Source organism: Candidatus Delongbacteria bacterium, assembly GCA_041675285.1.
GTDB lineage: Bacteria > CAIWAD01 > CAIWAD01 > CAIWAD01 > CAIWAD01 > CAIWAD01.
On record JBAYTZ010000007.1, the window covers coordinates 1 to 23,810 of the forward strand.

The window sequence follows — 23,810 nt, forward strand, 5'->3', positions numbered from 1 at the left end:
CGAGACCCTGGCCCAGATCCTGGCGCGCCGGCGCAGTCAGGATCGATCCCGTTTCGAAGTGGAGCGTGACCGCATGGCCACGGACCTGGAAGAGCAGGTCTTCCAGATCCAGCGGCTCTTGGCCGAGGCGCCCACCCAGGAGCAGTTCACCACGGTCGTCAAGACCCTGGAAGAGCTGCAGGCGAGTGCGTGATGGCCACGCTGGTCCAGAGCGGCCTGCCGGTCGGCGCCGTCTACGTCCTCCAGGACAATCTGTTCCTGGTGGACCGGGGCGGCCGGCAGCACGGCCTTCTGGTCCGCACGGGCAAGGTGCCCCAGACGGGTGTCCTGTCCCTGCCCGGCCTGCGCGACTCCAACTACGCCCTGTTCTTTCGGCCGCTTCACCTGGTGAACCAGTCCCGGCTCTCCATCGACGTTGGGGACCGGGCCTCCTTCCGCCGGCGGCTGGAGCACGTGGTGCCGCCCCCGGTCATCCTGCTCACTGCCATGGCGGATGGGCTCGAAGTGGAGCTCACCTGGACCCATCCGGCGGACGGCTTCGCCGGGCACCGAGTGGTGGCCCAGGCGAAAAGCACGGGAAGTCCCGTCTGGGAGGACGTGGCAGAAACCCGGGACCGCCAGGCGCGCCGGCTGGTGGCGGCTGGGCTTCAGGGCGGGACCTGCTACGCCTTTCGGATCCGGCAGGAGACAGTGGAAGGACGATTCCGCGGGACCAGCCGTGTCTTGAATGCGACGACGGGGGACGCCCCGGCAGGAGATGGATCCGTCAACCTGCAGCGAGGCGGGTCGTTTGAAACGGAAGTCTGGTAGGAGGATTCATGGCGAACGCAATCACACGATCCACGGAGTGCTCGGTCTTCGGCGGCTATTCGATGAAGATCCAGGCTCAGGGCGGGCCGGTGGCGACGGATCTGCTGAAGGTCAACTTCATCGACCTGCGTGGTCTGTCGAAGGTCTGCATTTCGGCATACATCCGCATGCACCTGCGCAATGCCGGCACCTTATACGCACGGATCACGCCCTACTACGAAGACCACATGCCCATGGTGCCCATCGACTGGACGGTGCTGACGCAGTCGGGGGAGACTCAGTTCACGCGCTACTGGCGCAGCTTCGATATGTCGAGGCTCGGTGATGCTGGTGAGCTGCCCCTGGGCACGGTCTTCATCAAGCTCTCCTTTGGCTGGGACGGCGCCCTGGCGTCTGGCACAGCCTACGTGGACGCGGTCAAGGCGGAGCAGGGGGTGTTCCCCACCCACTGGACGCCCTATGGTCTGAAGGAGCAGGACTCCCTGGACTTGGTTTCCGATGGGGAAGTTTTCAAGCGGGTGATAGATGTCTCCCGGGACGGCATGATTACGCCTGGCTCCATTGAGAACGGGGCGGTGGTGAACCCTAAGCTGGCTGATGGGGCGGTGAGCACGACCAAGATCGAGGACGGGGCCGTCCACCTTGGCAGTAAGGTGACGGGGGAACTGCCCAATGCCAACCTGGCGCGTATTGAGCTTCCCAGCCTGATCGCCGACAACCTCTTGCCCGAAACCAAGTTGGACTCGGCTTCCCAGGGCAAGCTGGCCGCCCTGCGCACGGACGGTCGGGTTAGGGGCAACTTGGTGCAGGAAGATGCCGGCGCACCAGGTGGGGTCCGAACCTTGATCAACACGGCCACAGGCCAAGTGACCTCGGACCTGAAGGCTTCGGACGGCTCGGTCATCGACACGGTCATCCGCAATTCCGCTTCCTTGCACACCCGTGCCATTGCCGAGCCCTATGAGGACGGCAACATCCCCGTTGGAAGCATCCACAGCGCTGGCGGCGGGGTCTACACCTACCGCTTGGGCTACCAGGCGGCGAGCGCGGCCATCAACATTGGCGAGTCGGGTGATACCCTGGCCGGCCTCTTTGACCTGTTGAACTCGGCGGGCGGGGACCTGCTGGATTCGGGGGGCAACCCGGTCAGTGTGACGGGCATGTGCCTGAACCAGAACGGTACGACGCCCATCTCCCCTGGGGATTCGCAATCAGGATCCAGTCTGGGTGCGGGCTGGTGGCTGAACGACGGTGGCGCCATTCCGCTCTCCACGGTCTTCATCAAGCTCTCGGCGTTCCCCGCCGTGAGCGTGACCCACTTCGACGTGCTTTACAGCCGGCGCAACACGGTGGGGGCGCTGGGGCGCAATGCCCTGGTGAAGAAGGCTGTCGTCTCCGGCGAGGCGGATCCCAACCTCACCAACACGATCCACGACCTGAAGGGCACGGGGGATTGGAATACGCCCGTGGCAACGGGCCGAAAGCTCATCGAGCTGACCGACTCTTCGGGGAACATCGCCCCGGGCAAGGTCAACACGGCCGCCATTGCGGATAGCGCCGTCAGCTCGGGGAAGATTGCAGCGGGGGCCGTGGGCTCCACACAGATCGGCACGGGCGCGGTCGGCACCACGCAGCTGGGCACGAGCTCGGTGACGGACGCCAAACTGGTGGCGGGGGCTGTCACCGAGACGAAGCTGGACAACGCGGCGGTCACCAACGCGAAGATCGCCAACGGCGCTGTCTCCACGCCCAAGCTCGCCGACGCGGCCGTCTCCACAACCAAGATCGCCACGAACGCCGTGGACAACACAAGACTGGCCCAGGACAACGCCTCGCTGGGCAAGCTGACGGGCAACTCCCTGCAGCGCCAGGCGGACGGGTCGGTCGCCCTGGGTAGCGGCACGCCCTTGGTGCATCTGGCAGACGGGTCCACAGTGGTGACAAGCCAGGGCCTCATCGGGGCCGCCAAGGTGGCCGAAGGCGCTTTGCAGGACGCGGCGGTGACGGGCGGCAAGCTGGCCACGGGCGCGGTGACGGGTACGAAGCTCTCGGACGGCTCCGTCTCCGCGGCCAAGATCGTCGACGGATCGGTGGGGGCTTCCAAGATCGCCACGGGCGCCGTCACCAGCGGCAAGATCGCGGCAGGTGTGGTCGGCTCCACCGAGCTGGGCGCCAGCGCTGTGACAAGCGCCAAACTGGCCGATGGGGCGGTCACGGGAGCCAAGCTAAGCGCGGGGGCTGTGGGCTCCAGCAACCTAGCGGATGCGGCGGTGGGCACAGCGAAGCTGTCGGATGGCGCTGTCTCCCAGACCAAGATGGGCTCGGCCTCGGTGGGCCAGTCCCAGCTCATCGACGGGGCTGTCTCCACAGCCAAGATCGCCCCGGGCGCCGTGGCCACCGACCGGTTAGCGGACGGCGCGGTCTCGGGCACGAAGCTCGCTTCCGGGGCCGTGGGGGCCGGCCATGTGGGGGCAGGGGCCATCGGGACAAACCAGCTGGCCGCGGACTCCGTGACGGCGGCCAAGCTCGCCACCGGAGCCGTCACGCGCGACAAGGTCGACGCCGGCGTCTTCTCGGAGCTGTCCACCGTCAACTTGGTGATCAACGGCTCCTTCGAGACAGGAGTCTGGGTGTAATGGCCACGGGCAGCGCCACTCAGTCCACCAATCGCGTCTTCCTGGGTGGCTTCACCATGCGCATCGAGGCCATAGGCGCCGACTTCTGGTGCGGCTGGTCCAACGCCATTGACGTGCAGCACTTCGCCACCTCGCTCATGCTCTCCTGTTGGGTGTCGGGCGAGACCTTCACCGGCGCCGCCAGTCTGAAGGCGGAGGTTCACTTCTTCAGTGTGCTGGGCACGGATCTGGGATCCGAAGTCGTTTGGGCCGACCACGCGGGGCTGAGTGCGGACTTCACACAGTACATGGCCCAAGTGAAGAAGAGCGCCATGCCAGCCGGAACGCGCTTCATCCGCCTGCGCTTCGGCATCACGGATGGCGTGGGCATGGCCACGGGCGTTGCATACGTGGATGCCGTGCAGGCAGTCCCGGGCGAGTGGCTGCCGGCCTGGACGCCCAGCCTGCTCGTGGAAGGAACCACGTTGGACGCCATTGCCGATGGTTCCACCTACGGTCGCGTGAGAAAGACCGCTCTGGATGGCACGGGGCAGCTCGATCTGGCGTCCACGGGCATCAAGAACCGCGGTGCGCTGGCCCTGAAGGACATGGTCTCAAGCAAAGAGATCGACAAGGATGCGGTGACGAGCGCAGTCATCCAGGACGGCGCGGTCATCCAAACCAAGCTCGGCGCCCTGGCGGTGGGCACGTCGCAGCTGGCCAACAGTGCCGTCACTTCCACCAAGATTGGCTCGGGCGCGGTGGGCGCCACGCAACTGGCCAGCAGCGTCAGCAGCCTGACCAAGGTCTCGGGCGGCATCCTGACGGGGTCCGGGAATGTGGCAACCTTACCCAGTGGCAAAACCCTGAACGCGGCGGCTGGCGTCGTCATGCTCAAGACCTTCACGTCCATGCCCACTGTTAGCCAGGTCATCGACGGGGAGTGGTTCGCCGTGACGATGGGCGGCAGTCGGGGGATCTACGTGCGCTCTGGGACGACAGCCTTCAATGGCGCAGGCATCGAGAGCGGGTTCAGTTCCTGACGAAGGGAGGACGGAATGCTGGGAGACACGGGACTGGCGACATGGGGCGGCTGGCTGTTCGGCGCTGTCACCCTTCTCGTGACCATCATCCTGGCCTATGTCATCAAGCCCATCAGCGACCGGGGCCTGCGAACCGAGCGGGACCTGAAGACTCTTTCGCAAACACACGCCGACCGGCTGACCGAACTACGGCGGGAACAGGAGGGGCGCATGGAAGCGCTGCGTGACGACCAGCGCGAGCGGTTGGAGGGGCTGGGCAAGAAGCAGGTGGAAACGGAGACCACGCTGCGCATCTACGTGGAGACCCAGGCCAAGATCCAGCAGGCCCTGGGCCGCATCGAGGGTGGTCTTTCCCAGGTGGTCGGTGCCCAAACGTCGCAGGCCGCATCCCTTTCCAGGCTGGAGGACGAGGTGGGCGAGATCCGGCGACTGCACATGAAGCGGGAGCCCGCATGAAGCTCCGGGTGGTCCTGGGTCTGTTCCTGGCCCTCTTGGGCATCGTTGCCTGGCAGGAATGGCGGGTGCAAGAGGCGCAGGAGGCCGCTGGCGCTGTCAGGCGCGCGGCCGTCCAGGCCGAGGTCCCCCTGCAGGTGGACGACTCGACGACGGTCACCCGCGGGCTGGAAGGCATTTTGCTGGAGCGGGATGCCAGCATCCGGCGACTGACGCGCGAGCTGAAGGCAACCAGCCGGGCCCAGTTGACCCTGGAAATGATGCTGGACCTGCGAGACGTGGAGTTGGCGGAGGCCGAGCTGCAGCTGGAGCAGGTGCGGAGCGCGCCAGCGGACTCGGGCCTGACGCGCTACGAGGTCCCCTTCACTCTGGACCAGGGGGACAGCCTCGATGGCGTGCACCTGGCCGGGCACGTGGCCCTGGACCAGCCAGGCCCCGACTGGCTGCCCAGCCTGGCCGTCCGGCTGGACGTGCTGCAAAACCGGAGCCGGGTAGAGATCGACCTGGTGGAGGGCGAGGACGGCTGGCGGGCCATCACCCGCACGGGCAGCCCGGCGCTGACCGCCGACGTGACCCTAGCCGTGCAGCCGCGGGAGCTTGGCTTCTGGGAGCGCTTGCACCCGCTGGCTGGATTGGGCGTGCAGGATGGCCACCCGCGGGTTATTGCCGGCGCCCGGCTGGATCCTTGGGGCACAGCGGTATCCGCTGGCGCGGGGGCCGTGGGCGTCTACGTGTTCAGGGCATTCTGATAGGAGGGATCCATGTTCGATCAACTGGTGCGCGCGGCTGCGGTGAACCTGGGCTACACGGCCCTGATGGTTTTACTGGCCGTGGGCCTGTGGAAGGCCGCCGACTGCTGGCTCTTCCCGGGCATCGACTTCATCCCGGAGATCCGAAAGGGCAACGTGGCCGCGGCCATCCTGGCCGGCGTGCTGCTGCTCTTCTGCGCCCAGTTGGTGTCCTCGGGATTGAACTGATGGGAGCGCCATTTATGGCATCGTGGTCAAGAATGGCACTGCTCGGTGTCGTCCTTTGCACGACACTGGCAGGGGCCGGGTGGACCACCCGGTTCGATCCCCACTTCCGGAAATACTCCAAGCGATACTTCGGGGCGGACTTCGACTGGCGCTGGTGGAAGGCCCAGGCAATCGCCGAGAGCGGTCTGGATTCGACGGCGAGAAGCTGGTGCGGAGCCCAGGGTCTGATGCAGATCATGCCGGGCACCTGGGCGGGCATCGCTCCTATACTGGGCGTCACCTCGCCCTGGCTGGTGAAGGACAGTATCCAGGCGGGGATCTACTACGACGCCCGCATGTGGGCGATCTGGAAGGCTCCGCGCCCGCTGATGGATAAGATCGCCTTCACCCTGGCCAGCTATAACGCCGGCCCGGGACACATCATCAAGGCCCAGACTATGGTGCCGGGCGGCCAATCAAGGGAGTGGGATCCGGTGGCTGCCCAGTTGCACAAAGTCACAGGTAGGCACGCTGAGGAGACGCGGAGCTACGTCGTCCGGATCGGTCGCTACTTCAAGGTCCTGCGAAGTGCAGAATAGACCGCGTTCATCCTCCAGCAAGCTGAGTGGTAACGGTGATGTCCTCGGCTTCTAGGAGCATTGTCTCTGTGTAGTCATCAGGCTTTCCATCCCAGAATCGGCCATCAACGTAGACCCACTTGCTTGAGGCGCTGAGACGCGCGAGTTCTTCCACGGCCTCCCAGACGGGCAGCGTCACCTCGCGGTGCCCTTCAATTGAGAACATTTTGTACGTGACCAACATGATGCTCTCTCCTTCAAGACTTTGGCCCCGGGCAGGTATGCGGACGTGCCAGGGATTCGTTTGCAGGATCAAGGTGGACTGTGGCAATCTTGGGGATCCATGGTCCTGTCTCCTTTGGAAAGAGACGGGTGCCGAGCCAAGGAGACGGGGAGGAGACCGATAACGAAAAAGGGTCCCGCCTTTCGGCGGAGCCCTTTGTCCATCAAACGCACCCATGCCCGGTTCGGTTCCTCCTCAACGGCGCGGAAGAAGGCCGGCAGCTCATCCGGCATCAGGCGTCGGCTGCGTTTGGTTGCCCGGCAAAAGAGACCGAGGCTACGAGTTGCGGATCCGGCGATTGCATCTGGGGCTCAGCCACCCGCCCTAGCATTCATGCCGGGTGTCGTTTGAAATGTCCCACCGCCCCGTTACCATTGGTTCCGAGGTTCCCGGAGGCGACAACCGTGGGACGATTCACGAGATCAAATTGCTGATCGATGGCCCCCCGCCTGGGGGCCATTTTATTGATCTCATCCTCCTCTTCGGCGCTCTCTGGACATTTCGGTCACATGCCGGTCAAATGATTTTCCGTGACAGGGCCATCACCGCCGGGAGTTTCCCAACACCTGACCATCTCGTAAGTCTTTGTCACAGCGCACTTACGGGAGCTTCCGGGAGAAAAACAGAGGAAGCCTTAGGCTTCCTCTGCTTGTCACTGGATCAGGAAAGACCGCTGAGCGCGGCATTGGAGGTTGGTGAAGGAGGCTGACCCCGCCAGCCGCGGGGCCGGTTTCGAAGTCAGGGCCCCTTATACCCGCGGAGCGGGTCGAGGTTCCAACCGGCGACAACTTTTTTGGACGCGGATTCGCTTCCGGGCGGCCCGGTGGATCCGCGGCCCGGTCCGGCCGGCGTCCGGGGCTGCCGATGGGCTGGCGCCCCTTTTTTACCTTCGGCCCGTCAGCCATCATCGCCAAAGCAAAGGCCGCCCCATGATCCCCTTCGTTCGCCGCCCGCGGATGCTCCGCTGGACCCTGCTCGTTCTGGCCCTGGCCAGTCTGCCCTTCGGGTGCGGATCCCGGGAAAAGACGCTGATCATTCTACACACCAATGATATCCACTCCTGGTTTGCCGCCTATGACGGGCAGTTGGAAGGCGGCGAGCCCGCCCGCTTCGGGGGCGCGCCCGTCCTGGCCGGCCTGGTGCGCCAGTTCCGGGCGGACAATCCGGGCCAGGTGCTCTACCTGGATGCGGGCGACATCTTCCAGGGCACGCCCATCAGCACGCTGACCGAGGGCCGGGCCTGTGTGGAAGTGCTCAACCTGCTGGCCCCGGATGCCTTCGAACTGGGCAACCACGAATTCGACTACGGCATGGAGGCCCAGCGCAAGGCCTTGAGCAACGCCACCTTTCCCTATCTGCAGGGCAACGTGCGGATGGTCGGACACGCCCAGCCCTACTGCCCGTCGGATCTGTTGATCAACCGCAACGGCCTGCAGGTGGCCGTGCTGGGCCTGAACACGGACCAGCTCCACCGGGTCTGCGACCCGCGCCTGACCAGCGGCTTCAAGGTGGATTCCAGCCAGGCCGTGACCCGCAAGTGGCTGACCCGCGTGACGGCCGATGTGAAAATCCTGCTGTCCCACAACGGCTTCGAAGCCGACAGCCTGCTGGCCCTGGCCGTGCCCGGGATCGACCTGATCGTGGGCGGACACAGCCACACGGCGCTGGCCCAGCCCGTCAAGGTGGGCGGAACCTGGATCGTCCAGGCCGGCGACAAGGGCCGCTATCTGGGCGTGGACACCCTCTGGGTCAAGCCGGGCAAGGGCGTGCAGCGCTGTTCGGGCCGTCTGGTGCCCGTGCTGGAGGGCGCCGCCGGGCCTGCCGCGGACGTGGCCGCCGTGGTGGAGGGCCACGAGCGGCAGGTCAACGAGCAGCTGGGCGGCCAGGTGGCCACCCTGCTGGGGGACTGGCCGGCGGACGCGCACAACGAATCGGCGCTGGGCAACTGGCTCTGCGCGGCCATCCGCCAGGAGAGCGGCGCGCAGATCGGGCTCTGGAACAGCGGCGGGATCCGCAAGGGCATGGTCGCCGGGCCGCTCCGGGTGCGGGACTTCTGGGAGATCTCGCCCTTCGGCAACGAGATCCTGGTGGCGCCCATGAGCGGCGGACAGCTGCGCAAGCTCTTCGTGGACGAGGTGGCCCGCGGCTCCCTGCACCTGCACTTCGACGGGTTGCGGGTGGGAGTGGACGAACAGGGCGGTGTGGGCAGCATCCTGGTGGGCTCGCAGCCCCTGGCCACCGACAAGACCTACAGTGTGGCGCTCAGCGACTTCCTCTGGAACCAGTTCCGCCAGCCCGCGGACAGCCTGATCCGGCCCCGGCGCACGGGCGTGATCGACCGGGACATGCTGATCGCCCGGGCCCGGGCCGAACAGCAGATCCAGCCCCTGACCGACGGCCGCTGGGGGCCGGGCCGCAGCCATGACACCCCCTGAGGACCCGGGCATCCGCTTCAATCTGGCGCCGGGACCCTCGCGCCTGCTGCCCCTGATGCCCCGGGCCGCCGCCAACTTCCTGGAGTCCGGCCTGGGCGGCCTGCATCACCGTTCGCCCGAACTGGGCGCACTCACCGGGCGGCTGGTGGAGCGCCTGCGGGCCTGCCTGGAGCTGCCGGCGGACTTTCAGGTCTGGTTCGTCTCCTCGGCCAGCTACGCCATGGAACTATGCGTGCGCAATCTGGTGCGCGATTCGTGCTCGGCCCTGGTGGCCGGCGCTTTCGGCGGGCGCTTCGCCCAGGTGGCCGAGTTGACCGGCCGCCGGGTCTGCGTGTCACGGAGCGCGCCCGGCACGGCCCCCACCGCCCCGCCGGAGGATCCGGCCTGGCGGTCCGGCGAGGCCTGGCTGCTCTGCCACAACGAGACGGCGACGGGCACGGCCCTGCCGCTGGAGCGCTGGCCCGCGCCGCGGCCCGGCGATCCCCTGCGGCTGGTGGACTGCGTCTCCAGCGCGGGCGCCCAGCGCCTGCCCTGGCAGCAAGGCGACCTGTGGTTCTTCAGCGTGCAGAAGGCCTTCGGCTGTCCGCCGGGCTTGGCCGTAATCCTGGCGGGCCCGCGGGCCGTGGCCCGGGCGCGCGAGCTGGAGGCGGAGGGCCGGGACACGGGGGCCTGGTTCTCCTTCGCGCGGCTGGCGGACAACGCCGCCCGGCGGCAATCCCCCTGCACGCCCAACAGCCTGGGCCTGCACCTCCTGTCCGAGGCCGCGGCCTGGCTGACGGAGCGCGGCCCCGCGGCGGTGGAGGCCCACGTGCGCGACCTGCGCGCGGCCTGTCTGGACTGGCTGGAATCCCATCCCGCGCTGGTGGCGGCGGTGACGGATCCCGCGGCGCGCTCGCTGACGGTCACGGCCCTGCGGCGGCGGGACGGCGGCGAGCTGACGACCCTGCAGCAGGCGTTGCGCGCGCAGGGCATCGTGGTGGGTGGCGGCTACGGCGACTGGCGCGGGACCTCGCTGCGGCTGGCGCACTTCCCCGTCCACGAACGGGAGGAGCTGGCCACGGTCTGCGCGGCCATCGACCGGATCGTGCTCGCTTGAGTCCGATGAACGCATGGTGCGGGCCCGTGGCGCGCCGGGAGGAAGAATGAAGGACACGACGCACGGCCTCGCGCCGGACACTGGCGCGGCCGCGCTGCGCTACGTGCGCGAGCTGCTCCTGGCCGACCTGGAGCAGCGGCCGGAGCCGGAGCTGCCCGCCGGGCCGGAACTGGAGCGGCTGGCTGGGGCCTTCGTCAGCCTGCACAAGGCGGGTCATCTGCGCGGCTGCATGGGCTGGCTGGAGGCCGACCAACCGCTCAAGGCCGTGCTGCGCCACGTGGCGCGCAACGCGGCCTTCGACGATCCGCGCTTTCCCGCCCTGCGCCTGGAGGAGCTGGCCCAGTGCGCGGTGGAGATCACCGTGCTGGAGCCCGCCCGGCCGGTGGCGGGACCGGAGGAGATCCAGCTGGGTCGGCACGGCGTGATCCTGGCGGCGCGCGGCCGGCGGGCGGTCTTCCTGCCCCAGGTGGCTCCGGAACAGGGCTGGACGCTGGAGGAGACCCTCACCCAGCTGGCCCGCAAGGCCGGGCTGGCGGCGGACGCCTGGCGCCGGGAGGACTGTCGCCTGGAGGTCTTCGAAGCCCAGGTGCTGCGCGAGGACTCCGCGCCTCCCCCGCCCGGGCACTGAGGCTGGGACGCCTGCTTTGCTACCTTGGCGGCGGATGGGCAGGAGGGACAGCGGCAGGAGGTGCGCGGCATGAGCGGAATCACGGACGAGGATCTGCTGGGCAAGGCCTGGGAGGCCCGCAAGGCCGCCCGCTGCGGCTACAGCGGATTCGCGGTGGGGGCGGCCCTGGAGGCCGCCGACGGTCGTGTCTTCAGCGGCTGCAACGTGGAATCCAGTTCCTACGGCCTGTCCTGTTGCGCCGAGCGCGTGGCGCTCTTCAAGGCGCTCTCCGAGGGAGCCGCGGAGTTCACGCGCATCGCCGTGGTGACGGACGCGCCCCAGGTCTGCCCGCCCTGCGGGGCCTGCCGCCAGCTGCTGGCAGACTACGCGCCCCGCGTCCGCGTGCTGATGGCCAACGCCCAGGAACGCCTGGATCTGCCCTTCGCCGACCTCTATCCCTACGGTTTCGACCAGCAGTTCCTGGCCCGCCCATGAAGCGGCGCCCCATCCTCATCGGCATCGCCGGCGGCACGGGCTCGGGCAAGACCCTGGTGGCCCGGACCCTGGTGGAGCGGCTGGGCAGCGACCGAGTGGCTGTGATGGAGCAGGACAGCTACTACAAGGCCAACTGGGAGCTGCCCTTCGAGGAGCGCGCCAAGGTCAATTACGACCACCCCGACGCCTTCGACCACGACCTGCTGCTGGACCACGTGCGCAAGCTGCTCAAGGGCGACGGCGTGGACATGCCGGTCTACGACTACGTGCAGCACGCCCGCTGCCGGGAGCGCTCCATCCGGGTGGAGAACCACCTCTGCGTGATCCTCGAGGGCATCCTGGTGCTGCACGATCCCGTGCTGCGCCGCAAGATGGACATCAAGGTCTTCGTGGACACGGACGCCGACGTGCGCTTCATCCGGCGCCTGCGGCGGGACGTGAAGGAGCGCGGACGCTCGCTGGACGGGGTCATCGAGCAGTACGAGACCGTGGTGGCGCCCATGCACCTGCAGTTCGCGGAGCCCACCAAGCGCTTCGCCGACATCATCATCCCCCAGGGTGGCCAGAACCTGGTGGCCATCGACCTGCTGCAGACCAAGATCGCCAGCCTGCTCAAGGATTGACGCCGCGCGCGCCGGCCCCTGGCGGACGTGCCAGCGCCCGGGCGGCCGGAACAGGTCAACAGAATCGATGCGGGAGAGGGACGGCATGCTATTCATGAGGCCCGGCAGCGGCTGGATCGAAGTGATCTGCGGCAGCATGTACAGCGGCAAGACCGAGGAGCTGATCCGCCGGCTGCGCCTGGCGCGCATCGCCCGCAAGAGCGTGCAGATCTTCAAGCCCGAGCTGGACACGCGCTACTCGAGCACGGGCATCGTCAGCCACAACGAGCAGAGCCTGGGCAGCCTGGTGGTCGCGCGGGCCCGGCAGATTCCCGAGCTGGCCGGCGACGCCGAGGTGATCGGCGTGGACGAGGCCCAGTTCTTCGACGACGAGCTGGTGCCCGTCTGCGAGGAGCTGGCCCGGGCCGGCCGGCGCGTGGTGGCGGCCGGGCTGGACAAGGACTGGCGCGGCGAACCCTTCGGCCTGATGCCGCGGCTGATGGCCGTGGCGGAGTTCGTCACCAAGCAGCACGCCATCTGCGTGGTCTGCGGCAACCCGGCCAACTTCTCCCAGCGCAAGACCCTGGCCCGCGAGCAGGTGCTGCTGGGCGCGGGGGACGTCTACGAGGCCCGCTGCCGGCACTGTTTCCAGGTGCCCAGCGAGGAGCAGCTGCGGTTGTTCGACCACAGTCCGGAACTGGACTGATCCACTGGCGGAGCGGAACAAGGAGCGTCCATGCTGGAACGTCTGATGAGCTTCGCGGGCATCTTCGCCCTGCTCGGCATCGCCTGGCTGATGTCCAACGACCGCAAGCACGTGAAGGCGAAACCGATTCTCTATGGCATGCTGCTGCAGCTGGCGCTGGGCGGCCTGCTGCTGGCCTGGGCTCCCGGGCGGGCGGGTTTCCAGTGGTTCTCCGACGGCGTCGCCTCGTTCCTGGCGCTGTCCGACAAGGGCGCCGAGTTCCTGTTCGGCAACCTCACCCGGCCCGAGCACTTCTTTCCCGGCGGGGGTTTCTGGCCGGGCTTCGGCTTCCAGTTCGCCTTCAAGGTCCTGCCCACGATCATCTTCTTCTCGGCCGTGATGTCCATTATGTATTACCTGGGCATCATGCAGGTCATCATCAAGGGCATGGCCCGCGCCGTGCAGAAGGTGATGGGCACCAGCGGCTCGGAGACCCTGAGCTGCACGGCCAACATCTTCGTGGGCCAGACCGAGGCCCCGCTGCTGATCAAACCTTTCCTCGCGGGCATGACCAACTCCGAGCTGCTGACCGTGATGGTGGGCGGCTTCGCCACCATCGCCGGCGGCGTGATGGCCGGCTACATCGCCATGGGCGTCAACGCCGGGCACCTGATCGTGGCCAGCGTGCTGAGCTGTCCGGCGGCCCTGGTGGTGGGGAAGATCATCCAGCCGGAGACCGGCGTCTCCCAGACCGCGGGCAGGACGGAACTGCCCGTCATCAACGTGGGCGACAACGTGGTGGACGCCGCCGCTCGCGGCACCACCGACGGACTGAAACTGGCCGCCAACGTGGCCGCCATGCTCATCGCCTTCATCTCGCTGATCGCGCTGGTGGACTGGATGCTGGGCGGCGCGGACGCGCTGATCGACGGGCGGCTGCTGGGTGGCGCGGCGCTGCCCTCGGGCGAGTTCGCCGGCTGGTTCCCGGGCAGCCTGCGCACCTTCTTCGGCACGCTGCTCGCGCCGCTGGCCTTCCTGATGGGCGTGCCCTGGCAGGACGCCGGGGCCGTGGGCAACCTGCTGGGCATCAAGCTCAGCATCAACGAATTCGTGGGCTACTCCACCCTGGCGGAGTTGATCCAGACCCAGAGCATCACGCCGCGCGCGCAGGTGATCGCCACCTACGCCATGTGCGGCTTCGCCAATTTCAGCAGCATCGGAATCCAGATCGGCGGGATCGGGGCGCTGGCGCCCGAGCGGCGCGGGGACTTGGCTCGGCTGGGGCTGAAGGCGATGTTCGGTGGCGCCATCGCCTCCTGGATCACGGCCTGCATCGCCGGCATGATGATCTGAGTTCCCGTCGGATCGGACGCTGCGGAGTCGGCTGGATGTTGGCAATCACGGATCCCGGCCTCCGCCGGGATGACAGCGAAGGATCGGCATATCCATGCATGAGCAGATCCGGCAGGCCGCCGCGTTCGTGAGACAAGAGCTGGGCGAGATCCCGCCGCGCGCCGTGGTGCTGGGCAGCGGGCTGGGCGTCCTGGTGGACCACATGGACGGGGCCCGGGAACTGTCCACGGCGGCGATTCCGCACTTCCCGGTCTCCACCGTGCCCGGCCACGCGGGCCGGCTGGTGGCCGGGCGGCTGGACGGCACGCCCGTGCTGGCGCTGAAAGGACGCGTCCACGCCTACGAAGGCTACAGCCAGGAGCAGGTGGTCTTTCCCATCCGCCTGTTCGCCGCGCTGGGCGTGAAGGCCCTGGTCACCACCAACGCCGTGGGCTGCGTCAACCGGCTGTTGCGGCCGGGGGACCTCGTGCTGCTGACAGACCAGCTCAACCTGATGTTTCGCAATCCCCTGCGCGGCCCCAACGACGATGCCCTGGGTCCGCGCTTCCCCGACATGAGCGCGGCCTACGACCCGGGGCTGAACCAGTGCGCGCGCGAGACCGCCCGGGAACTGGGCCTGGACCTGAAGTGCGGCGTGATGGCCGGGCTGCTGGGCCCCAGCTACGAGACGCCGGCGGAGATCCGCATGCTGGCGCGGCTGGAGGCCGACGTCGTGGGCATGAGCACCATCCCCGAGGCCATCGCGGCCCGCCACCTGGGCCTGCCCATGGCCGCCATCAGCTGCGTGACCAACTACGCCGCCGGACTGGGCGCCGGGACGCTGAACCACGCCGAGGTCACGGACGTGGCCGAGCAGGCCCGCGAGCGCTTCTCCGCCCTCTTGTCCGCGCTGCTAGCCAGGATCTGAGATGAGCGCGCGCTGGCTCCCCGCCTTGCTGCTGGCCTGCCTGGCCGCCCTGGCCCAGGAGGAGCCCGACGAGAGTGCGGGGCCGGCTCCGGGCGACTGGACCGAATGGCGCGTGCGCAGCCTGCACTGCACGGGCCTCATGCACACGGACTCCAGCGTCATCCTGCGCGAGCTGGAGCTGCGGCCCGGCGTGGGCTACAGCGACCGGCTGCTGCAGGAGGACGCGCGCGCCGTCAAGAACACCAACCTGTTCGCGCGGCTGGTGGTCTCGGTCAACCCGGACAGCAGCGAAGAGGCGGTGGACATCGTCTACGCGGTCAGCGAGCGGCCGAGCTGGCTGGCCTATCCCATCCTGACGCCCACCGATCGGCTGGGCTGGGTCTACGGCTTCGCCCTGATGAACCGCAACCAGGGCGGGATGGGGCGCCGGCTGGACCTGCAGGCCGAGTTCGGCGAACACCTCAGCTATTCTTTCTACCTGCAGGAACCCTGGTTCCTGGGACGACGCCAGCCGGTCTCGCTCTACGTCAACCGGCGCCGCAGCGACTCGGCGGACGGCGACTACCGCAAGGTCAACAAGGAAGTGCGGCTGGGCTGGCAGCACTACTTCGACCGGGAGACGCTGTTGGGGGTCCATCCCTCCTGGCAGGAGGTCACCGTGCACGACCGCCGGCCGCTGGCGCAGCCGGCCACCAGCAATCCGCTGGGCGTGGACGTGTTCGGCGGGCTGGGACTGGTCGTGGAGCGCAACACCACGGACTACCACGCCAGTCCGCGCACGGGCTCGGTGCAGAGCGCGGGGCTGAGCGCCTTCGGGCTGGGGGGGTCTGAGATGCCGGCGGGACTGGCCGCCGGGCTGTCCCTGAGCCGGTTCCAGCCCCTGGGCGACAACCTGGTGCTGGGCCTGCACAGCGCGGCCGACCTGCTGACGGGGCGGCGCGCGGACTACATGAAGCACTATCTTGGCCAGCGGGGCCGAGTGCGGGCCGGCGGCGTGGACCAGTGGCCGGGCTGGAGCCTGTGGCACGGCAGCGCCGAGTTGCGGATGACCCTTCTGCCCAGGCAGGTCTTCTTCCAGCACGTGGACTTCGGGCTGGGCGCCGTGGCCTTCCTGGACGGGGGCCTGGTCTGGAGCGACGTGTTCCAGGGCCGGCGGCTGGCGGCGGGGGGCGCGGGCGTGGGTCTGCGCCTCTACGCGCCGTTCGTGGAGGTGGGACGGGTGGACCTGGCCTGGTCGCCCACGCATGGAGCCATGATCCAGATCGGACAGGGGCATTCCTTTTGAATCGACTTGCCACCCATCGCCTGCCCGTCTGGGCGGGATTGATCCTCCTCTGGCTGTTGATCCAGGGCGCGACCAGTCTGGCGGGACCGCAGCCGGGGCGCTCCCTGGCCGCCCCCAAGGACACGCTGGCCCGGGACAGCGCCCAGGTGGATCCCTTCCTGCCCTTGACCCGCCGGCCGGCGCCGGGCGGGCTCTTCATTTCCACCTTGGTGAATTCCGGCAAGGAATTGTGGGCGGTGGGCGACTCGGGCTTCATCGCCCGCGGGCCGTCGGACAGCCTGCTGCGGCGCGTGGCCCAACCCGGCCGGGCGGCCCTGCATTGCGCCGTCTGGTGGGACGAGGCCCTGGTCTGCGCCGGAGACAGCGCCCGCGTCCTGCGCGTGGCGGGCGGCCGTGTCACACGCGCCCAGCTGCCCGGCCAGCGCGCCGTGCGCGATCTCGATTTCAACGACCGGCTGGGCCTGCTGGGCGGGGACGAGGGCCTGCTGGCCCGCTCCCTGGACGGCGGCGTGAATTGGGACACCCTGTCGGCCCCGCTGCCCATGCGCTTCCACGCCGTGCTCTGCCAGGACAGCGTCTGGTGGGCGGGGGGCGCGGGCGGACGCCTCTACCGCAGCAGCAATCTTGGCCTGGACTGGAGCGCGGCAGAAGGTTGCACCGGCGCCGTGGTGGATCTGGCCGAGCTGCCGGACGGCTCGCTGATGGTGCTGGAACGCTCCGGCGCCCTGCACGTGCGGGGACCGGGGGGCCGCCGCGAATTGGGTGTGGCGCCCGTGGGCGTGGCCCGGCACCTCTCGCCCGCACCCGGCGGCTGGGCCGTGGGCGGAGAGGGCGGTCGGCTGGCCCTGCTGGACCTGGCCACGGGTCAGTGGCTGGAGCAACGCCTGCCGCTGCCCACGGTGGTCTCCGGGATGCTGCCCTGGAAGGGCGGATTGCTGCTCAGCGGCGCCTGGAACACGCTGGCCCAGTGGCAGCCGGGCGGGACGGGGGCGCGCCTGCTGCAGCATTCCCTCTCCATCTCCCAGCCCGCCGCCGTGGAGGAGACCCGGCTGGGCGAGGGCGAGACCGCGCGGGCGGACTCCGTCGCGACCGCCGAAGTGGCGCTGGACGGCGCGCGCTATTTCCAGAATGTGCTGGACACGGACACGCGCTGCACCACGCCGCCCACGCGCTTGCGGCAGCTGGAGCGCTCCCTCAACCACATGCGCTGGCTGGGCGCTCCGGGGCGCGTGATGCTGGCCCTGGACGTGGATGCCCGCGGCACGCTGGACAGCGTGCTGGTGCTGGACGAGTGGCCCCCCGAGCTGGGTCTGGGCGAGCAGGCCCGCCGGCTGGCGGAGGGTCTGACCTTCACGCCGGGCTTCCGCAAATCCGGCATGGTGCAGTCGCGCCTGCTCTTCCCGGTGGTGTTCGCCGGAGTGCCGGCGGACCATTTGAGCTGGGCCAAGGGTGAGAGCGAGGCCACCCACCTGCTGGACAGCCTCTTGAAACGGCAGCCGCGGCCCTTCAGCCCGCTGGCGCCCAAGGCGCTGGTCAAGGCGCTGGGCTTCCCGCGCAAGGCCAAGCGCTTTGTCTGGGAAGGCGACGTGGCGCTGGAGTACGGGATGGACTCGTTGGGCGCCCTGCTGGAGCCGCGGGTGCTTTGGGAGTCCGACGAACGCTACGACTTCGGCGCCCACGCGCTGAAGGTCCTGCCCAAGCTGGGCATGCGCCTGCCCGACAGTCTGCGGATCGCTCCGGGCGACCATCTCCAGGTGACCCAGCGCCTGCGTTTCGATCGCCGGCAGTTCCGGCGGGCGGCCAAGGCGATGGCCGAGGGCCTGCTGTTCAGCGAGGTGCTGAGCGCCGTCTCCGTGGCGGACTCGGCCCGCTACGAGCCCGGCCTGGCGCAGCTGGAGTGGCTGCTCAACGATTTCCAGAAGGCCGATGCGGCGGGCTGGCCGGAACTGGAGCTGGACCTGGTGCTGCGTCACGACGGCCGGCCTCGCTCCTTCAACGCCCAGGTCCGCGCGGAAACCGGCGGGGCGCTGGACACGGAGATCCTGCGTAGCCTGGCCCTGCTCTTCACCTGGGGCCGGCCCTTGTCGGACACCCAGGACGGGCTGGACAGCCTCAGATTCACCTGGCGCCCACGGGCCTTCACGGCGGATTCCACCAACCGGCCGGCCAGCCTGACCCGGCTGTTGCAGGGAGTGGTCTATTGACGACGACGGCGCTCCCCCCCACGCGCGTCCTCTGGCTGGAGGACCGGCCCGCAGAGATCCGGGATCCGCTGCCCGAGGCCGTGGAGGCCGTGGTGGTGGGCGCCGGCCTGGCCGGACTTTCCGTGGCCCTGCACCTGCGGCGGCTGGGGGTGGAGGTCTGCGTGCTGGAGCGCGAGCATCCCGCGGCGGGGGCCTCCGGCCGCAACGCCGGCCATCTGCTGGCCGGGACCTCCGAGTACTACAACCGCGCCGTGGATTTGCTGGGGCGCGAGAAGGCCCGGGAGATCTGGGCCTTCACCGTGGCCAACCAGCAGGACTTCTCCGCCCACCTGCTCTCGCTGCCCGTGGAGACGGGCTACCAGCGCTGCGGCTACCTGGCCTGCGCCACCACCGAGCACGAGCGTCGCGAGCTGGAGCAGACCGCCCAGTTGCTGCGCGAGGACGGGTTCGAGAGCGAGTTCTGGAGCGCCGAGCAGCTGGTGAAGCGCACGGGGCGCAGTCCCTTCCTGGGGGCGCGCTACTCGCCGGACGACGGACAGGTGCAGCCCGCCCGCGTGGTCTGGGCCCTGGCGGACGAGTTGCGCGCCGCCGGCGGCCGCTTGGCCTCGCGCACGGAGGTTCTGGCGGTGGAGAGCGACCCCGCGGGCTGGCGCCTGGAGCTGCGCACGCCGGAGGGCGCCCGCCGGCTGCGCGCCACGGTGGTGATCCATTGCACCAACGCCTGGACCTTCCAGCTGCTGCCCGCCTTCACGGACCTGATCAGCCCCGTGCGCGGCCAGATGCTGGCCACGGAGCGCCTGCACAAGGTGATTCCCATGGCCATGGCCGCCAACTACGGCTACGAGTACTGGCGCCAGGCCCCCAACGGCGAAGTGGTGCTGGGCGGCTGGCGCTGGTCCCAGCAGGAGCAGGAGATCGGCGTCCTGACGGAGACGCTCAACCCGGAGATCCACGCCGGGCTCTCCACCTTCCTGCAAGGCCACTTCCCCAAGCTCGAGGGCGCGGCCATCCGCTGCGCCTGGACCGGCGTGATGGGCTTCTCCCGGGACGGCCTGCCCTGGGTGGGCGAGGTGCCGGGTCGCCAGGGCCAGTACCTGGCGGCGGGCTTCACGGGGCACGGTTTCGGCCTGGCGTGGCGCTGCGCCCAGGGGCTGGCAGAAGAAATCGTCCAGGGCCGCCTCTGCGAAAATCTGCGCTGGTTCCGGCCGCGACGGGCCTGAGTCCACCTTTCTGCTGGCGCCGGTATGGTGGCCCAACGCCTGTCATCCCCCGGCTTGACCGGGGGATCCCAACCCTGATCAGTCATCCAGGCGGGGGCTGGGGTGCCATGTTTTCCACCTTTCTGCTAGCGCCGGTATGGTGGCCCAACGCCTGTCATCCCCCGGCTTGACCGGGGGATCCCAACCCTGATCAGTCATCCTGGCGGGGGCTGGGGCGCCATGTTTTCCACCTTTCTGCTTGCGCCAGAAAGGTGGAGCCAAAGAGGCGCTTTTTCTCAGCGGCCAGAGTCAGGCCACCTCGCGGTGGCCTTCCGCTGGCCGGCGATTGGCCTTCCTGAAACCGTGTAGTTGGTTCCGCCTGACGGCGTCACCACCTGGTTCTGGTTCAGCCCTGTGGGCTTCACCTCACTCGATCAATGACTCCACCTGTCGCACGACTTCACTGTGCCTCTGTGACTCTGTGTTGAAGAGCCACACCGACCCCTCCAGCAACCACTTCGAGCCTTCGAACCTTCGTGTTCAAGGGCCTCACGGAATGGGCACCAAAACTCTCACGGCCGAGGAGAGCTGAGCGCCACAGATGAGCCGATCGCCACCCAAACTGAACGGCCTGGGGAGTTCCGGCTTTGGGGTGGCGCGCGATCCATATCAACATAGAACGGGGTCGATTGAGTGACGCGAGAGTCACACGGGGACGCCGGAGTCACGTGGCCCTGGAGTCACGCTTGCCGGGTGGGCGGTGGGACAGGTGGCGCCGGCAGGCTGCAGTGAGAGCGGAAGTGGTTGTTGTAGAATGGAATTATGCCCAATGGCGGCAGGGCGCCAGGTGCATCAAAACTGGCCCTGCCTTTGCATAGAGTTCCCCAGGATTCAACCTGTGACAATAACCCATCGAAGAGGAGTTCCCCATGAAGAAATTGCTGACCCTCGCACTGACGGGCGTCCTGGCCGCCGCCGCTCTGGCCGTCGAGTCTGAGCCCTCCAACACCGTCGGCTTCATCAGCCGTTCCACCACCGCCGGTTCCTACACGGCCTTCAGCGCTTGCCCCAAGGGCCTGGGCGTTGACATGCCGGCCGTCAGCGTCCTGGGCACCCAGGGCTTCAACGGCGATCAGATCCTGGCTTATGACGGTGGCTGGCTGACCTACAGCTACACGCCGGACAACACCTGGGGCGGCCTGACCCTGGACTACAACGGCATGTACATCTATCGCAACAACCACGGCGCCGCCGCCACCCTGGTCGTCGCGGGCGACGTCATCCCCGAAGGCACCAACGTGACCTTGGCCACCTTCCCGGGTGCCAATACCTACGTCGGCTTCGGCAACCCCCTGCCCATGGACGTGGATCTGGACACCAACGACCTGACGCTGGTCGCCGACGGCTTCAACACCGGCGACATCGTCCTGGAGTACAACGGTGGCTGGCTGACCTACGTGTACAGCGGCAGCTTCGGCTATGACCTGACCGCCGGTCGCTCCTACGTGATGCGCACGGGCGCCGCCTTCACCTGGGACTACACCATCCCCACGGGTGCTGTGGCCACCACGAGCACGGCTCCGATGAAGGTCGCCAAGGCTGCCACGTCGGTCGAGCTGAACTAAGCGCAACTGAAGCAAAAGCATCAATCATAACCCAAGGAGTTTACCCATGAAGAAGATTCTGCTCGGAACTCTGGCCGTTGTCAGCCTGGCTTCCATCAGCTCGGCCAACCTGCAGCTCAATTTCCCCTCCACGAAGCTCGGCGTCGGCCCCGAGAACGTGGTGGGCAACGTGTCCGCTGACGCCATGTTGACGGTGGACGGCACGGATGTCGCCCGCGTCCCGGCCAACGTGATCTTCGAAGGCGGCAGCCCGCTGGCCGTCTCCCTGGTGTGGGCCTACGATTCGGATCCCGCCTACAACCTCGAGTTCCTGATCGGCGAGGAAGGTTCCTTCGTGGCCATCCGCGACGTCAAGGTGTACCTGACCAGCTCCTGCGATCCGCCGCAGGTCCTGACCTATTCCCGTGGCGTGAGCAACCAGTATGCCTACAACCTGGGCACTCCCTTCCCGGGCACGCTGCCGACCTCCATGCCGGTCTTCGCCACCTTGGAGCCCTGCGGTCCGGCTTGCGAGCCTGGCTTCACCTTTGCGCCGGCTGGCTATGATTTCGGAACGGTGATCACCAATGTTCCGCAGACCACGACCTTCGAAATCTGCAACACGGCTGTTGGTGACTGCCCGCCCATCGGTGGCACGGTGACCGAGAATTGCGCCGTCTTCTCCGTTGAGCCCCTGAACTACGTGCTGGCCCCGGGCGAGTGCCAGATCTTCACCGTGACCTTCACGGGCGTCCGTGGTGGACCGACGGTCTGTGACATCATCACCGACCATGGCGTGTTCACCTGCACTGTGGACGATCAGGTGGCCGGCACCGAGACCCCCGCGGTCTTCGCGCTGGGCGAAGCCTATCCGAACCCCTTCAACCCCACCACCACCCTGAGCTACTCGGTGCCCGAGAATCAGGAAGCCGTGCTGAGCGTGTACAACACGAACGGCCAGCTGGTGAAGACCCTGGTGAACGGCATGGTCGAGCGTGGCGAGCACAAGGTTGTGTTCGACGCCAGCGACCTGGCCTCCGGTGTGTACGTCTACACGCTGAAGACCGCTTCCCAGAGCGCCATGCACAAGATGGTCCTGGTCAAGTAAGCTGCTTCACAGCCTGCTGATCCTGCGCCCCCCGCTTCGGCGGGGGGCGCTTTTTGTAGTGTGGTCGTAGTTGTGTTGGACGGAGCATTGACGGCACGCCGCTTCAGTTATCGAATGATTGGCCTTGTAATTGCTGCTGTTTCCGTAACCCAAGAGGGCTTTGCCCCAAGTGGATAAGCTCAACCTGTAGCAAGGAGACAAGAGATGAAGCATGTGCTCGCAGCCTTGGCGCTATGCAGTTTGGCCACGACCAGTTCGGCCAACCTGCAGCTCAGTTTCCCCTCCACGAAGCTCGGCGTCGGCCCCGAGAACGTGGTGGGCAACGTGTCCGCCGACGCCATGTTGACGGTGGACGGCACGGACGTCGCCCGCATCCCGGCCAACGTGATTTTCGAAGGCGGCAGCCCGCTGGCCGTCTCCCTGGTGTGGGCCTACGATTCGGACGCCACCTACAACCTCGAGTTCCTGATCGGCGAAGAGGGTGCCTTCGTGGCCATCCGCGACGTCAAAGTGTACCTGACCTGCCCGCACTACACAAATTATGTGTTCACGTATGCTCGTGGCGCAAATAATCAGTACGCTTACAACCTTGGAACTCCCTTCCCAGGCACCCTGCCGACCTCCATGCCGGTCTTCGCCACCCTCATGTGCGATCCGTTCCCGATCTGTGGCGTTGATGTCACCAGCCTTGACTTTGGCACCGTGTACAATCCTGCCCCCGTGCAGCAGAGCTTCCAGGTTTGCAACGTCGGTGGCGACATCCTGGTGGGCACCGTGACCGAGAGCTGCCCGGCCTTCAGTATCGTAGCCGGCGCTGACTTTTTGCTGGCCGCTGGCGAGTGCCAGAGCGTCCTGGTCGAGTTCGTCGGCGACCACTCCGGCCCGATCGTCTGCGACCTGCTGCTGGGCGACTGCACCGTGACCTGCATCGTGAACGACATCGTGGCCGGCACCGAGACCCCCGCGGTCTTCGCGCTGTCCGAAGCCTATCCGAACCCCTTCAACCCCACCACGACCCTGAGCTACTCGGTTCCCGAGAATCAGGAAGCCGTGCTGAGCGTGTACAACACGAACGGCCAGCTGGTGAAGACCCTGGTGAACGGCATGGTCGAGCGTGGCGAGCACAAGGTTGTGTTCGACGCCAGCGACCTGGCATCCGGTGTGTACGTCTACACGCTGAAGACCGCTTCCCAGAGCGCCATGCACAAGATGGTCCTGGTCAAGTAAGCTGCTTCACAGCCTGCTGATCCTGCGCCCCCCGCTTTGGCGGGGGGCGCTTTTTTGTGGCTGCTCGAGTTTGTCCGCCCCCGTTGCCCGTTGTCAACGGTCAGCTGTCCACTTGATCTGACAGAGTCGGGGCGCATTTCCTGACCCGCAGGATTCGGCTTGTGACCGGCACTTCCTGGTCCTATGTTGCGCCCGCCTACCTGGAAGTCCATCACCGTTAGACGCGCTGGCCACTGGGCATGAGTCGATCCTATGTTCGTGTCGC

Annotated in this window: 23 protein-coding genes; 22 read left to right on the forward strand and 1 reads right to left on the reverse strand. The window is 67.6% G+C overall.

Going from position 1 to position 23,810, the window contains the following annotated elements; translation table 11 throughout:
- From WC326_08545 to WC326_08580, 8 genes are all read left to right on the forward strand, one after another.
- On the forward strand, window positions 1–193 hold a 193-nt coding region (locus tag WC326_08545), incomplete at its 5' end, for a hypothetical protein (GenBank protein ID MFA7331107.1).
- Complete coding sequence (locus WC326_08550) at window positions 193–810, forward strand: fibronectin type III domain-containing protein (protein MFA7331108.1); 618 nt, start codon at window positions 193–195, stop codon at window positions 808–810. The genes WC326_08545 and WC326_08550, both read left to right, overlap by 1 nt.
- 8 nt (window positions 811–818) lie before the next feature.
- The gene (locus WC326_08555) at window positions 819–3,446 is read left to right on the forward strand and encodes a hypothetical protein (GenBank protein MFA7331109.1); all 2,628 of its coding nucleotides are present in this window, start codon (window positions 819–821) and stop codon (window positions 3,444–3,446) included.
- Window positions 3,446–4,468, forward strand: a complete 1,023-nt coding sequence (locus tag WC326_08560; protein ID MFA7331110.1) for a hypothetical protein — start codon at window positions 3,446–3,448, stop codon at window positions 4,466–4,468. The genes WC326_08555 and WC326_08560 overlap by 1 nt, the downstream gene beginning before the upstream one ends.
- A gap of 15 nt (window positions 4,469–4,483) precedes the next feature.
- Window positions 4,484–4,924: a hypothetical protein gene (locus WC326_08565; protein MFA7331111.1), complete on the forward strand. Its 441-nt coding sequence runs from the start codon at window positions 4,484–4,486 to the stop codon at window positions 4,922–4,924.
- Window positions 4,921–5,670, forward strand: coding sequence for a hypothetical protein (locus WC326_08570; GenBank protein MFA7331112.1), 750 nt, complete (start codon window positions 4,921–4,923; stop codon window positions 5,668–5,670). Before WC326_08565 ends, WC326_08570 begins: the two co-directional genes overlap by 4 nt.
- A 12-nt stretch (window positions 5,671–5,682) precedes the next feature.
- A complete protein-coding gene (locus WC326_08575) occupies window positions 5,683–5,898 on the forward strand; it encodes a hypothetical protein (protein ID MFA7331113.1) in 216 nt (71 codons plus the stop codon).
- Between the two features lie 32 nt (window positions 5,899–5,930).
- Window positions 5,931–6,476, forward strand: coding sequence for a transglycosylase SLT domain-containing protein (locus WC326_08580; protein MFA7331114.1), 546 nt, complete (start codon window positions 5,931–5,933; stop codon window positions 6,474–6,476).
- A gap of 7 nt (window positions 6,477–6,483) precedes the next feature.
- Here the strand turns inward: WC326_08580 and WC326_08585 are convergent, their stop codons facing one another.
- On the reverse strand, window positions 6,484–6,699 hold the full coding sequence (locus tag WC326_08585; protein ID MFA7331115.1) for a hypothetical protein: 216 nt from the start codon (window positions 6,697–6,699) through the stop codon (window positions 6,484–6,486).
- Between the two features lie 968 nt (window positions 6,700–7,667).
- Here WC326_08585 and WC326_08590 point away from each other — a divergent pair.
- The 14 genes from WC326_08590 to WC326_08655 all read left to right on the forward strand — a co-directional run bounded on the left by WC326_08590 (window position 7,668) and on the right by WC326_08655 (window position 23,545).
- Window positions 7,668–9,173 (forward strand): bifunctional UDP-sugar hydrolase/5'-nucleotidase, encoded by a 1,506-nt coding sequence (locus WC326_08590; protein ID MFA7331116.1) that lies wholly within the window; start codon window positions 7,668–7,670, stop codon window positions 9,171–9,173.
- Complete coding sequence (locus WC326_08595) at window positions 9,160–10,269, forward strand: aminotransferase class V-fold PLP-dependent enzyme (protein MFA7331117.1); 1,110 nt, start codon at window positions 9,160–9,162, stop codon at window positions 10,267–10,269. The genes WC326_08590 and WC326_08595 overlap by 14 nt, the downstream gene beginning before the upstream one ends.
- A 46-nt stretch (window positions 10,270–10,315) precedes the next feature.
- Window positions 10,316–10,897, forward strand: coding sequence for an AmmeMemoRadiSam system protein A (amrA, locus tag WC326_08600; GenBank protein MFA7331118.1), 582 nt, complete (start codon window positions 10,316–10,318; stop codon window positions 10,895–10,897).
- Window positions 10,898–10,966: 69 nt separating this feature from the next.
- Window positions 10,967–11,371, forward strand: coding sequence for a cytidine deaminase (cdd, locus tag WC326_08605; GenBank protein MFA7331119.1), 405 nt, complete (start codon window positions 10,967–10,969; stop codon window positions 11,369–11,371).
- Window positions 11,368–11,994, forward strand: coding sequence for a uridine kinase (gene udk / locus WC326_08610; protein ID MFA7331120.1), 627 nt, complete (start codon window positions 11,368–11,370; stop codon window positions 11,992–11,994). The genes cdd and udk overlap by 4 nt, the downstream gene beginning before the upstream one ends.
- An 85-nt stretch (window positions 11,995–12,079) precedes the next feature.
- A complete protein-coding gene (locus WC326_08615) occupies window positions 12,080–12,679 on the forward strand; it encodes a thymidine kinase (GenBank protein MFA7331121.1) in 600 nt (199 codons plus the stop codon).
- A gap of 30 nt (window positions 12,680–12,709) precedes the next feature.
- Window positions 12,710–14,011, forward strand: a complete 1,302-nt coding sequence (locus WC326_08620) for a nucleoside transporter C-terminal domain-containing protein (GenBank protein MFA7331122.1) — start codon at window positions 12,710–12,712, stop codon at window positions 14,009–14,011.
- Window positions 14,012–14,105: 94 nt separating this feature from the next.
- Window positions 14,106–14,918, forward strand: a complete 813-nt coding sequence (locus tag WC326_08625; GenBank protein MFA7331123.1) for a purine-nucleoside phosphorylase — start codon at window positions 14,106–14,108, stop codon at window positions 14,916–14,918.
- A gap of 1 nt (window position 14,919) precedes the next feature.
- Window positions 14,920–16,203, forward strand: coding sequence for a BamA/TamA family outer membrane protein (locus WC326_08630; GenBank protein MFA7331124.1), 1,284 nt, complete (start codon window positions 14,920–14,922; stop codon window positions 16,201–16,203).
- Window positions 16,200–18,407 carry a hypothetical protein gene (locus tag WC326_08635; protein ID MFA7331125.1) on the forward strand — a complete coding sequence of 736 codons (2,208 nt, stop codon included), beginning with the start codon at window positions 16,200–16,202 and terminating at the stop codon, window positions 18,405–18,407. The genes WC326_08630 and WC326_08635 overlap by 4 nt, the downstream gene beginning before the upstream one ends.
- Window positions 18,404–19,627 (forward strand): FAD-dependent oxidoreductase, encoded by a 1,224-nt coding sequence (locus WC326_08640; protein MFA7331126.1) that lies wholly within the window; start codon window positions 18,404–18,406, stop codon window positions 19,625–19,627. Before WC326_08635 ends, WC326_08640 begins: the two co-directional genes overlap by 4 nt.
- A 908-nt stretch (window positions 19,628–20,535) precedes the next feature.
- Entirely contained in the window at window positions 20,536–21,231 is a 696-nt protein-coding gene (locus WC326_08645) for a hypothetical protein (GenBank protein ID MFA7331127.1), read from the forward strand.
- Window positions 21,232–21,277: 46 nt separating this feature from the next.
- Entirely contained in the window at window positions 21,278–22,318 is a 1,041-nt protein-coding gene (locus WC326_08650; protein ID MFA7331128.1) for a T9SS type A sorting domain-containing protein, read from the forward strand.
- A gap of 204 nt (window positions 22,319–22,522) precedes the next feature.
- Window positions 22,523–23,545 (forward strand): T9SS type A sorting domain-containing protein, encoded by a 1,023-nt coding sequence (locus WC326_08655; GenBank protein MFA7331129.1) that lies wholly within the window; start codon window positions 22,523–22,525, stop codon window positions 23,543–23,545.
- Window positions 23,546–23,810 lie beyond the last annotated feature (265 nt).

Coding starts and splice junctions, on each gene's coding strand:
- WC326_08620 (MFA7331122.1), top strand. CDS start 12,710: ATGCTGGAACGTCTGATGAGCTTCGCGGGCATCTTCGCCCTGCTCGGC.
- WC326_08585 (MFA7331115.1), bottom strand. CDS start 6,699: ATGTTGGTCACGTACAAAATGTTCTCAATTGAAGGGCACCGCGAGGTG.
- WC326_08595 (MFA7331117.1), top strand. CDS start 9,160: ATGACACCCCCTGAGGACCCGGGCATCCGCTTCAATCTGGCGCCGGGA.
- WC326_08555 (MFA7331109.1), top strand. CDS start 819: ATGGCGAACGCAATCACACGATCCACGGAGTGCTCGGTCTTCGGCGGC.
- WC326_08650 (MFA7331128.1), top strand. CDS start 21,278: ATGAAGAAGATTCTGCTCGGAACTCTGGCCGTTGTCAGCCTGGCTTCC.
- WC326_08630 (MFA7331124.1), top strand. CDS start 14,920: ATGAGCGCGCGCTGGCTCCCCGCCTTGCTGCTGGCCTGCCTGGCCGCC.
- WC326_08590 (MFA7331116.1), top strand. CDS start 7,668: ATGATCCCCTTCGTTCGCCGCCCGCGGATGCTCCGCTGGACCCTGCTC.
- WC326_08560 (MFA7331110.1), top strand. CDS start 3,446: ATGGCCACGGGCAGCGCCACTCAGTCCACCAATCGCGTCTTCCTGGGT.
- WC326_08645 (MFA7331127.1), top strand. CDS start 20,536: ATGAAGAAATTGCTGACCCTCGCACTGACGGGCGTCCTGGCCGCCGCC.
- WC326_08580 (MFA7331114.1), top strand. CDS start 5,931: ATGGCACTGCTCGGTGTCGTCCTTTGCACGACACTGGCAGGGGCCGGG.
- WC326_08655 (MFA7331129.1), top strand. CDS start 22,523: ATGAAGCATGTGCTCGCAGCCTTGGCGCTATGCAGTTTGGCCACGACC.
- WC326_08625 (MFA7331123.1), top strand. CDS start 14,106: ATGCATGAGCAGATCCGGCAGGCCGCCGCGTTCGTGAGACAAGAGCTG.
- WC326_08575 (MFA7331113.1), top strand. CDS start 5,683: ATGTTCGATCAACTGGTGCGCGCGGCTGCGGTGAACCTGGGCTACACG.
- WC326_08570 (MFA7331112.1), top strand. CDS start 4,921: ATGAAGCTCCGGGTGGTCCTGGGTCTGTTCCTGGCCCTCTTGGGCATC.
- WC326_08550 (MFA7331108.1), top strand. CDS start 193: ATGGCCACGCTGGTCCAGAGCGGCCTGCCGGTCGGCGCCGTCTACGTC.
- cdd (MFA7331119.1), top strand. CDS start 10,967: ATGAGCGGAATCACGGACGAGGATCTGCTGGGCAAGGCCTGGGAGGCC.
- amrA (MFA7331118.1), top strand. CDS start 10,316: ATGAAGGACACGACGCACGGCCTCGCGCCGGACACTGGCGCGGCCGCG.
- WC326_08565 (MFA7331111.1), top strand. CDS start 4,484: ATGCTGGGAGACACGGGACTGGCGACATGGGGCGGCTGGCTGTTCGGC.
- udk (MFA7331120.1), top strand. CDS start 11,368: ATGAAGCGGCGCCCCATCCTCATCGGCATCGCCGGCGGCACGGGCTCG.
- WC326_08615 (MFA7331121.1), top strand. CDS start 12,080: ATGCTATTCATGAGGCCCGGCAGCGGCTGGATCGAAGTGATCTGCGGC.